General features: G+C 50.9%; 9 protein-coding genes. 6 read left to right on the top strand and 3 right to left on the bottom strand.

The annotated features are described in order from the left end of the window. The first annotated feature begins 520 nt into the window (after nt 1-520). The 5 genes from MoGM_RS11105 to MoGM_RS11085 all read left to right on the top strand — a co-directional run bounded on the left by MoGM_RS11105 (nt 521) and on the right by MoGM_RS11085 (nt 5,241). On the top strand, nt 521-757 hold the full coding sequence (locus tag MoGM_RS11105) for an acyl carrier protein (protein WP_104370118.1): 237 nt from the start codon (nt 521-523) through the stop codon (nt 755-757). Nucleotides 758-940: 183 nt separating this feature from the next. After that, nucleotides 941-2,203 (top strand): beta-ketoacyl-ACP synthase II, encoded by a 1,263-nt coding sequence (gene fabF / locus MoGM_RS11100; protein WP_104370117.1) that lies wholly within the window; start codon nt 941-943, stop codon nt 2,201-2,203. After that, nucleotides 2,193-3,263, top strand: coding sequence for a ribonuclease III (rnc, locus tag MoGM_RS11095; RefSeq protein ID WP_104370116.1), 1,071 nt, complete (start codon nt 2,193-2,195; stop codon nt 3,261-3,263). The genes fabF and rnc overlap by 11 nt, the downstream gene beginning before the upstream one ends. Nucleotides 3,264-3,391: 128 nt before the next feature. After that, complete coding sequence (locus MoGM_RS11090) at nt 3,392-4,639, top strand: peptidase U32 family protein (protein ID WP_104370115.1); 1,248 nt, start codon at nt 3,392-3,394, stop codon at nt 4,637-4,639. Between the two features lie 179 nt (nt 4,640-4,818). Next, nucleotides 4,819-5,241, top strand: coding sequence for a SufE family protein (locus MoGM_RS11085; RefSeq protein WP_104370114.1), 423 nt, complete (start codon nt 4,819-4,821; stop codon nt 5,239-5,241). Between the two features lie 187 nt (nt 5,242-5,428). Here the strand turns inward: MoGM_RS11085 and MoGM_RS11080 are convergent, their stop codons facing one another. After that, nucleotides 5,429-6,715, bottom strand: coding sequence for a histidine-type phosphatase (locus tag MoGM_RS11080; RefSeq protein WP_104370119.1), 1,287 nt, complete (start codon nt 6,713-6,715; stop codon nt 5,429-5,431). A gap of 127 nt (nt 6,716-6,842) precedes the next feature. Between MoGM_RS11080 and MoGM_RS11075 the strand changes: the two genes are divergently transcribed. After that, nucleotides 6,843-7,490 (top strand): hypothetical protein, encoded by a 648-nt coding sequence (locus tag MoGM_RS11075; protein WP_104370113.1) that lies wholly within the window; start codon nt 6,843-6,845, stop codon nt 7,488-7,490. Between the two features lie 166 nt (nt 7,491-7,656). On the opposite strand, the gene MoGM_RS11070 is transcribed toward MoGM_RS11075, so the two are convergent. After that, nucleotides 7,657-8,253, bottom strand: a complete 597-nt coding sequence (locus MoGM_RS11070; protein ID WP_371410530.1) for a DUF4294 domain-containing protein — start codon at nt 8,251-8,253, stop codon at nt 7,657-7,659. A 295-nt stretch (nt 8,254-8,548) separates the two neighbouring features. Then, on the bottom strand, nt 8,549-9,520 hold the full coding sequence (locus tag MoGM_RS11065; protein ID WP_104370111.1) for an aldo/keto reductase: 972 nt from the start codon (nt 9,518-9,520) through the stop codon (nt 8,549-8,551). Nucleotides 9,521-10,126 lie beyond the last annotated feature (606 nt).

The raw sequence follows: 10,126 nt of genomic DNA, 5'->3' as shown, positions 1-10,126 counted from the left end.
AACGGGACGCTGAATGGAAAAATTCGTGAGGGTAGGTGGGGTAGGTTTGATAGGGAATGTAGATGTGAAAGATGTATTAAGCTGACGTGCAGGCACTTGCGGAAAACAGCTCATAGTTCGCTTATTTCCGGCCTTTGGCTTTTAATTTTTAAACGGGCGAAATATGGAGAGCGTTTTGTAAACATTATTGACACTTTCCGGTCGGAGATACATGTAGTGTGGTTGCCGTTGTGGCATCTTGCCGGTTATCATCTTGACACATATTTATATATAATGCGTTCCCATTTGGCGGCATATACGTGCCATGATGTTGCAATGTGCAATCAAAATAGTGGTATATGCGGTCTTATATGACTGAAATACAGGGCGAAAGCGTTAAATAGTTGCACAAACACCCCCGTTGTGTGCAATGAACGGTGCTTTTTTTTCGAAATAATTTGCGTAACTAAATAAAAATTAGTTACTTTGCAGCCGTATTTTTCAAAAAGAAGAAATTATTAACATTTTAAACATTACAATTATGTCAGAAATTGAATCAAAAGTAAAGGCAATCATCGTTGATAAACTTGGTGTTGACGAGGCAGAAGTAAAGCCCGAAGCAAGCTTCACAAACGATTTGGGTGCCGACTCTCTGGATACAGTTGAACTCATCATGGAGTTTGAGAAAGAGTTTGGTATTTCTATTCCGGACGACAAAGCTGAGAAAATCGGTACAGTAGGTGACGCCATCACTTACATCGAGGAGAACGCGAAATAATATTTTTCAGACGGAAAGTTGGAAGACGCGAGTTGAAAGACTATCACTGGAAGACAAAAGACGAAGGCTGAAAGCCGAATGCTGTTGCGTTCAAAAACTTTCATCCCTCGTCTTTTGCCGTTTTGGCGGTGGTCTTGTATGTGTCTTTAAAATGATGCTTTCCGCCACAAACAAATAACCATCATGGAATTAAAAAGAGTAGTCGTGACGGGTCTGGGAGCCGTTACCCCGGTGGGCAACAACCCCGAGGAGACATGGAACAACCTTGTAAACGGAGTCAGCGGAGCCGCGCCCATCACATTGTTTGACGCTTCGAAGTTCAAGACACAGTTCGGTTGCGAAGTCAAGAACCTCAATTTTGCCGAATACATCGACCGCAAGGAAATGCGCAAGATGGATCGCTACACACAGTTGGCTTTCGTGTCGGCCATTCAGGCGGTGAAAGACAGCGAGATTAACCTCGACACGATCGACAAGACACGCGTTGGCGTGATATTCGGCGTGGGTATCGGAGGTATCAAGACGTTTGAGGACGAGGTGAAATACTATGGCGTGAACGAGGAGAACGGTCCTAAGTTCAATCCGTTCTTCATTCCCAAGATGATCGCCGACATCGCCGCAGGCCAGATATCGATACACTTCGGATTTCACGGACCCAACTACGCCACCACATCGGCGTGCGCGTCTTCGAGCAACGCGTTGGCCGACGCTTTCAACCAGATACGTCTGGGCAAGGCCGATGTAGTGGTGAGCGGTGGCGCCGAGGCGGCTATCTGTGCAGTGGGTGTGGGCGGATTTAACGCCATGCATGCGCTGTCTACACGCAACGACGACCCCGCACACGCCTCACGCCCGTTCAGCAAGAGCCGCGACGGCTTCATCATGGGTGAGGGCGCGGGCTGTCTGATTCTCGAAGAGCTTGAGCACGCCAAGGCGCGCGGAGCCAAGATATATGCCGAGATGGTGGGCGAGGGCGCGAGCGCGGACGCATATCATATCACGGCGTCGCATCCCGAGGGTCTCGGAGCGTGCCTCGTGATGGAGAACGCGCTGAAAGACGCCGGCCTGAAACCGGAGGACATCGACTACATCAACGTGCACGGCACGTCGACACCCGTGGGCGACATATCGGAGGCCAAGGCCATAAAGAAAGTATTCGGTGACGCGGCATACAAGTTGAACATCAGTTCTACGAAGTCGATGACCGGCCACCTGCTCGGCGCGGCAGGCGCTGTGGAGGCCATGGCAACGGTGCTCGCCGTGAAGAACGACATCGTCCCGCCGACAATCAACCACGACGAGGACGACCGCGACGAAGAAATCGACTACGACTTGAATTTCACTTTCAACAAGGCCCAGAAGAGAACGGTGCGCGCCGCTATAAGCAACACCTTCGGATTCGGAGGCCACAATGCTTGTGTTGTTTTCAAGAAGTATGCTGAATAACAATATCATAGACAGGATCAAGCTCCCTTTCCGCAAGGAGAAGGAGCTTTTTTCTTCCCTTTATGACATCATGGGGTTCTACCCCCACCACATAGAATACTACAAGCTGGCTCTCATGCACAAGAGCGTAGCCAGGCGCAACGACAAGGGAAAGCCGCTGAACAACGAGCGGCTCGAGTTTCTCGGCGACGCTGTGCTCGACGCCGTGGTGGGCGATATTGTGTACCGCCACTTCGAGGGTAAGCGTGAAGGTTTCCTGACAAACACCCGGAGCAAGCTCGTGCAGCGTGACATGCTCAACAAACTGGCAGGCGAGATGGGCATACCGCGCCTCATAAAGTCGTCGGGACACAACTGCGCACACAACAACTACATGGGCGGCAACGCCTTCGAGGCGCTTGTGGGGGCGATATATCTCGACCGTGGATACGATGCCTGCATGCGTTTCATGCAGAAGCGGATACTCGCGCAGCTCGTCAATATAGACAAGGTGGCCTACAAGGTGGTCAACTTCAAGAGCAAGCTGATAGAGTGGACGCAGAAGAACAAGGTCTCGATGGAGTTCATGCTCGCGGGCGAGGAGATGGAGAAAGACAACGTCAGTCCCGTATTTATTTCCAAAGTGTCCATTGAGGGGCTTGAGGCAGGAACGGGACGGGGATACTCCAAGAAGGAAAGCCAGCAGGCGGCGGCCAAGGAGGCATTGCAGCGTCTGCGGAAAGAGCCGCAGTTCATCGGCACCGTGTTTGCCGCAAAGGCTGAAAGGGTCAAGGCTGGCACCGTGAAGGAAAAGCCTGCACGGGCCGTGGCCGATGATGATAAGCCCATCGGGAGAACGCCGGTAGTGACTCTCGACACAACCGACACCATACAGGCCGAGCCTGATGAGAAGCCGGTCAAGGACCAGGCTGTAAGGAAAGAAAGGCGGAACGGGAGCGCGGGGAATACCGGCGTGGAGACGGTGAAAGACGAGTTCGACCTCTCGGACATCACCGCCAACCCGAAAGAACCGTCGAGAGAAGACATCATAGCGGCAGCGGAAGCTGCTGCCTATGAATAGGTAAAAGGTTATTTGAAGATGCTCCGAAGCGGATAACGAATATATATGAAATCTGTTTCGGAGCATCTTATTATACGACGGCTTGCTTTTCACACGAAAGAGGACAGTTTTTTCATGATATAACGATAATGGAACATACGATAAACGATTTTGAGATAATGGCTCCGGTGGGTTCGCGCGAGAGTCTCGCGGCCGCCATACAGGCAGGCGCCGGCTCGGTGTATTTCGGCATCGGACGGCTGAACATGAGGGCGCACTCGGCAAACGAGTTCACGGCGGACGACTTGCGGGATATTGCCGGCACATGCCGTGAGAAGGGAATAAAGACCTATCTGACCGTGAATACCATCATATACGACGAGGATATGGACATGATGCGCCGTACGGTGGATTCCGCCAAGGAGGCGGGAATATCGGCGGTGATAGCCAGCGACGTGGCCGTGATGACATATTGCCGTGAGGTTGGGGTGGAAGTCCATCTCAGTACGCAGCTCAATATCAGCAATGTCGAGGCGCTTCGGTTCTATGCCCGCTTCGCCGATGTGGTGGTGCTGGCTCGCGAACTGCGCATGGAGCAGGTGGAAGAGATATACCATGCTATTGAGAGGGAGCACATTTGCGGGCCTTCCGGCAAGCCGGTACGCATAGAGATGTTCTGCCATGGGGCGCTGTGCATGGCTATAAGCGGTAAGTGCTATATGAGTCTTCACGAGGCAAACCGCAGCGCCAACCGGGGGGAATGCGTTCAGATATGCCGCCGTTCGTATACAGTGACGGACAACGAGACAAGCGCGCAGCTTGCTGTAGACAACAAATATATCATGAGTCCGAAGGACCTTAAAACCGTGCGGTTCATAGACCGGATGATGAAAGCCGGCGTGCGGGTGTTCAAGATAGAGGGGCGTGCGCGCGGACCGGAGTATGTCTCCACCGTGGTGGGATGCTACAAGGAGGCCATCGCGTCGGTGCTCGACGGCACGTTTACCGAGGAAAAGAAAGACGGGTGGGATGCTCGGCTCGCCACTGTGTTCAACCGCGGCTTCTGGGACGGTTACTACCAGGGGCAGACGCTTGGCGAGTGGAACCGCCATTACGGCTCATGTGCCACGGAGCGCAAGGTCTATGTGGGCCGCGGCGTGAAGTATTTCAGCAAGCTCGGGGTAGCCGAGTTCACGGTAGATGCCGCCGAGTTCGCCGTGGGCGACAAGCTGTTGGTCACCGGCCCGACCACAGGCGCGATGTATATCGATACCGCTGAAATTCACGGCGACCACGGACCTGTGGACGTAGCCCGCAAGGGAACACGCGTATCGGTGGCCGTTACCGGTAAGGTGAGGCCGAGCGATAAGTTGTTCAGGATAGATAAAGTGGAATGATGGAACGCCCATTATGGTATGATGTGAGTTCTTTTCTTTTATATTTGAAAAGCAAGGTCGGTATTATCGAATGTTTTTCATCTTTCTATAATAAGGATATGGTATCTTGATAAAAACGGACAACATCTTTCAATGAAATGAACAACATCTTTCAATGAAACGGACAAAATAATACAATAATGACTATAAATGAAATTCAAGACGAGATAATCGAGGAATTCTCAGACTTCACCGATTGGATGGATAAGTACCAGTTGCTTATAGATCTTGGCAACGAGCAGGCTTCGTTGGATGACAAATACAAGACGGAAAGCAACCTGATAGACGGTTGCCAGAGCCGTGTGTGGCTTCAAGCCGACTATCACGACGGCGTGATAGACTTCACGGCGGAGAGCGACGCGCTGATAGTGAAAGGCATTGTGGCACTCCTTATACGTGTGCTCGGCGGCCACACACCCGCCGAGATACTCGATGCCGAGTTGTATTTCATAGACCGTATCGGTCTGAAAGACCACCTGAGTCCTACCCGTAGCAACGGATTGCTGGCCATGGTGAAGCAGATGCGTATGTATGCGCTGGCTTATAAGGTGAAAGGAGAGTAGGTTTTCTGAAAGCGGATATTGCGGAGCGGCCAGTGGGACATATTGCCGGTGAATGGCGGGCAACGTATGTTTCCTGCGGTATATCCCACTGACCGCTCCGCAATCAAAACTCCGATGAAAAACCTTCAATACTCCGATGAGGAGCGTTTGAGACTTTGTTGAAAAGCGTTTTCCGCCATGCGGGCGGTCATTCCTTGAACGAGTTGATTTTGTCGAGATAGTATTTGCGGAAGTCTTTCCAGCGATAATACGGGGCTATGTTGGTCTTCAAGGGCAGCGTTGCCTCGTTTTCGTTTAATAACACCTTGAAGATCACGTCGTCGTCGTCCGGTCCTTCACGATAGAAGATAAACTGGATGTTGGCCGCCATGGGGAATATCCGGTAGTTGATCCAGCCTTTTTTCTCGAGCTTCTCCATGTCGCTGACCTCCATGTCGTATCCGTTTATGCCGAGAAGGCATGTCAATGGCAGCACCATCGTCTCGTGGCCGAAGCGCAGGGTGGCTCCAGGTTTAGGCAACGCTATGCAGCTGTCGGCCTCTTCGATAATGCGGCGCAGCAGGTTCCGCTGTGTGAAAGGCTGTGTTCCGCCGTTGAGCGGGCATGCTCCGTATGTCATATACCATCTCACGTTGTTCTTTTTCCAGTTCAGGTATAGTTCCTCGTCGGTGAAGATGTCGTATAGTGTGATGTCTCGTCTCGACTCGCAGTTCTGTATGTTGGATGCAAGTTTGAAAAGCCTGTCGCTCAGTTTTTCTGCATCCACGTTTCTGTTGGCGTACGCCGTGTCGGCGAACAGTACCGTCATTAGTCTTTTATGAGTGGGATAGGCATTGCAGAACTCCCTGTATACCCGCTCGGCGCTTTTCGGCCGGGCTTTCGCCTTTAGCTTCTTGTCGTTGAAGTTCATGTAGTACATGTCGTGCTCACTGGCGTCGTGGGTGGTGTTTATCATAGGGTTGAGTGCCGTGAGTTGCAGCAGCTCGTTCTCCATAGACAGTATGCACCTTATCACCACGGTGCTTTTTGCGTCTATGTTGGCGTTTCCGGCAAACACTTCAGGAAACCGTTCATACATCCTTCGGGCTATGTTCCTGTGCTGTCGCGCGCCGAGCGGGGTCAGTTCGCCGAGTCGTCCTCGTGCCTCATCGCGCAGGGCGGCAATCCGTCGCATCACGTCGCGGCCGGTGTCGGTCAGGGCTCCCGCGCTGTCTGCTTTGGCCAGCGTACTGTATGGCGCGTCATATTCGTCTTTGCCGATGAGAAATCTCGAACCGTGTCGGCCGTAATGACTTATATAGAAAGGCTTTTTGCCGTCAGGAGGAGCTGTCATCGCTCCAGGCCTGGGATTTGGATAGGCAAGGTGGTTGCTTGCCGAGAGATGCAGGTTTTCGCTTATTTCCTTGCGTACCGATTGCGCTACGACACTTGCCGGCGTGAATATCAGTATCGCCGCGATGATGGTTTTTCTCATAGGTTTGTTTGTTTTATGGTCATGATTTGTTTGTATTACGGTCATAAAAAGATGTACCGGCACTGCAAATATAGAAAATAATAGCTATATTTGCAAAACTAACCGATTATTATTGTAATAAAGGATTATGTCAAAACCGTATGTATGGCACGATGATTATTGGCTGTTGCTGATGCAGTTGTATCTTCGGCGCCCTGTCGGCATAAAACCGATGTACAGTCGTCCGATGGTGGAACTGTGTCTCGAACTGCATATTCCGCCCGCCGCCCTGTTTGCACGGATGTGTTCAATCGCCAATATAGACACTCCGCGGATGGAGCGCCTGTGGAGTAATTACGGTTCAAATCCGCGCAGGCTGTCTCGGGTCGTTGGTCTGTTGCGCGCCATGAGCGGTTTCAACAGTTCGGGAAGTTTCTATGACGGCGTGGAGACCAACGAGACGTTTGAGCGCGATTTCCGCCCCGTGGCCGACGGTGAGACCGTAACCCCGGTGATGCTTATACTCATTCTCGACCTTTATTTCCGTCTCACGCCGATCACGATGGTAGCCGATACGCCCGAGGTTGTCGAACTTGCGAGGACCATAGGGCTGCATGCGGCGGATGTCGCCGACATAATGGATGTGTTCCAGCATTGCGATCCGTATCTCAACCGCACTGATATTGTGTTCAGCCCGTTGCTCCTGCCGTGCCAGCGTATATGGCAACGCTTCGGCAACAGCAGTTGCGAGGCGCTCGCTTCGTATGCCTCGCAGTTGAGGGAGTATTTTTCTTAGGAGTAAGTAGTTGTGTAGTAAGTAGATGTGCTTTGAAGAATAATGGGAACAGGTGTAGAGCCATGATTACTTTCATGTCTTTTATGTATGTACAGACTTAGCCAACAAGTAGCATATCTACTTACTCCTTACAACTCAATTCCTTACTCCCCAACTCCTCAATAAATCATATCTGCCCCGCTTCCACCATCAGCACCACGCGCTCTGTGAGGCGGTCGGTCTCTTCCGGTTTGTATTCCTTGTTGAGGCTGGCTCCGAATATCGACGAGAACGCCTGCCACATACCTGCCCTTATCGGGCCGAGGAATGCTTTGAGAATGTCGTATGACGATGAGTTGCACTCTCTGTAAACCAGTTTTATGAGCAGTTTGCCCTGCGCATAGGTCAGTTTTTTCATTCTCGGCTTATACTGTTTGTATATTCCGTCTTCCACTTTCTTCATATGCTCGTCCCGTGCTTTCTTGTTGGGCAGTGTTTCGAGATATTCGAATGTCTCGATGATGATTTTGTTTACCTCTTTCGCTATGGGCAGCACCGTCTTCACGTTCCTCACCAGCCTCGAGTAGTTTCTTGCCTGTTTCTCGTTCTTGAATTCCAGTTCGGGGTATACATAGACGTTGTTCATTTCCATGTACTGTATGCTGTCGCTGCCGTCGAGCACCTTTCCAACCTTCACCATCGGCACGAATGTCGGGCTGTCCATGTCGGGCTGCCTGTCTTCCGCATTGGCATTCTTGTCTTTCTCCTGTGCCATTGTCTCCATGGCGCATACCGCAAGCATTGCGGTCAGTATTACGATGATTCTATGTATGGGCATAAGTTTTTTCTGTTGATGTGTTTCTTTATTGTAAGTCAGAGGGTGATTGTCTGGAAGTTAAAGGAGGCTTGTCTGGAAGTTAAAGAAGTTAAAGGAAGTTATGGCAGGCAGTGCCTGCCATAACTTCCTTAACTTCCAAATACCCACTTAACTTCCAAACAAGCCTCCTTTAATTTCCAAATATCCCTCCTTCACTTCCAAACAACCTTTCTTTGACTTCCAATAAAACTCTTTTTTAACTTTAAAAAAAATCCTCTTCCACTTTCTCCGCTTTCAGGCATTTCAGGTTTGCAGACAATTGTTCCGTACTGCTTGCTCCCACCAGCACCGAGGTCACCGCCCTATGTTGTAGCACCCAGGCCAGAGCCATCTCCGCCAGCGTCTCCCCTCGCCCGACCGCTTTTGCGTTCAGTGCTTTGAGCCGTTCGAGAAGATCGGGTGTCAGCATTTCCGTTTTCAGGAATTTGCCTTTCGACATGCGGCTGCCTGTCGGTATGCCGTTCAGGTACCTGTCGGTGAGCAGCCCTTGTGCCAGCGGTGAGAACGAGATGAATCCCACTCCCTCGCGCTCACACTCGTCTGTTATACCCTCTTCCACCGGTGTCCAGTCTATCATGTTCAGCCGTCCCTGATATATCAGCAGCGGCACATCATGCTCCCTGAGATACTTTATGGCTGTTCTTAGTGCGTGCAGCGGCCAGCGCGATATGCCGATATAAAGGGCTTTTCCCGAGCGCACTATGTCCACGAGAGCTTGCAATGTCTCTTCGAGAGGTGTCTCGGGGTCATAGCGGTGGCTGTAAAACAGGTCGACATAGTCTATCCTCATCCTCCTGAGACTCTGGTCGAGGCTCGCCGTAAGGTATTTTCTTGAACCCCAGTTGCCATATGGTCCAAGCCACATGTCGTATCCCGCCTTCGTGCTTATGAACAGTTCGTCGCGGTATGGCCTGAAATCATCGTCCATCAACCGCCCCACCGTCTCCTCGGCACTGCCGTATGGCGGCCCGTAGTTGTTTGCCAGGTCGAAGTGTGTGATGCCGTTGTCAAACGCATAGCGCACTATTTTTCTGCTTCGGCCGTAGTCGTCCACTCCGCCGAAGTTGTGCCAGAACCCGAGGCTCACTTTCGGCAGCAGCACCCCGCTGCGTCCGCAGCGGCTGTACTCCATCAGTCCTGAGTATCGCTCTTCGTCAGCCTTATATTGTTCCATACTCCGTTTTTTGTAGTTTTTTTATGTTTGATAGCCCGTTGATATAGTCTATGTTTACGGACGGTCGTATTTTGCAAAAATAGCGAAATATCCCGTATAACGTTGCAGACTGAAAGTTAAATTTCGTTTTCTCCGAGGTTAAATCTCATTTCATTGTTGCTTGCGGCCGGTTTATGTTCATTTCGCTTTATTTTCCATTTTGTCCAAATCCCGTCCTCTGTCAATTAAAAAATCTCTGTTCCGTTTGTATGAGGCTCGTTTTTTCATTGATTTGTTCTGTCTTCCTCCTGTTCAAATGCCGGTTCCGGCCGGTTTTTATTCCGTTTGCTTTACTGTGGCGGATAAGCGGTATTCTTTCAATCATTGTTTCGTAAATAAAAAGTCATGGATTTAACATTTTGTTTTCTGTTGGAATAGAAAATGAAGACGATACGTAACGCTATATGCAATGCGATATGCCGCTTTCCGACGGATGGCGAAAAGCTGTTTTTTCCGCAACGGGATGCCCGTTGGAGTGCGTTTGGTTGCCGGTTGCGTCGCGTTCAGCGTCCCGTTGCATTCCGTTTAGCGTCTGAATGCGAGGCAACGGGACGCTGAATGGAAAAA

Source organism: Prevotella sp. MGM1, from assembly GCF_002933775.1.
Lineage (GTDB): Bacteria > Bacteroidota > Bacteroidia > Bacteroidales > Bacteroidaceae > Prevotella.
Note: the sequence above shows the minus strand (reverse complement) of the source record. Positions and strands in the feature narration are given on the sequence as shown.

What these genes read in the sequence shown, in the direction of transcription:
- fabF (WP_104370117.1), top strand. Translation starts at nt 941, where the DNA reads ATGGAATTAAAAAGAGTAGTCGTGACGGGTCTGGGAGCCGTTACCCCG.
- MoGM_RS11105 (WP_104370118.1), top strand. Translation starts at nt 521, where the DNA reads ATGTCAGAAATTGAATCAAAAGTAAAGGCAATCATCGTTGATAAACTT.
- rnc (WP_104370116.1), top strand. Translation starts at nt 2,193, where the DNA reads ATGCTGAATAACAATATCATAGACAGGATCAAGCTCCCTTTCCGCAAG.
- MoGM_RS11090 (WP_104370115.1), top strand. Translation starts at nt 3,392, where the DNA reads ATGGAACATACGATAAACGATTTTGAGATAATGGCTCCGGTGGGTTCG.
- MoGM_RS11070 (WP_371410530.1), bottom strand. Translation starts at nt 8,253, where the DNA reads ATGGAGACAATGGCACAGGAGAAAGACAAGAATGCCAATGCGGAAGAC.
- MoGM_RS11085 (WP_104370114.1), top strand. Translation starts at nt 4,819, where the DNA reads ATGACTATAAATGAAATTCAAGACGAGATAATCGAGGAATTCTCAGAC.
- MoGM_RS11065 (WP_104370111.1), bottom strand. Translation starts at nt 9,520, where the DNA reads ATGGAACAATATAAGGCTGACGAAGAGCGATACTCAGGACTGATGGAG.
- MoGM_RS11075 (WP_104370113.1), top strand. Translation starts at nt 6,843, where the DNA reads ATGTCAAAACCGTATGTATGGCACGATGATTATTGGCTGTTGCTGATG.
- MoGM_RS11080 (WP_104370119.1), bottom strand. Translation starts at nt 6,715, where the DNA reads ATGAGAAAAACCATCATCGCGGCGATACTGATATTCACGCCGGCAAGT.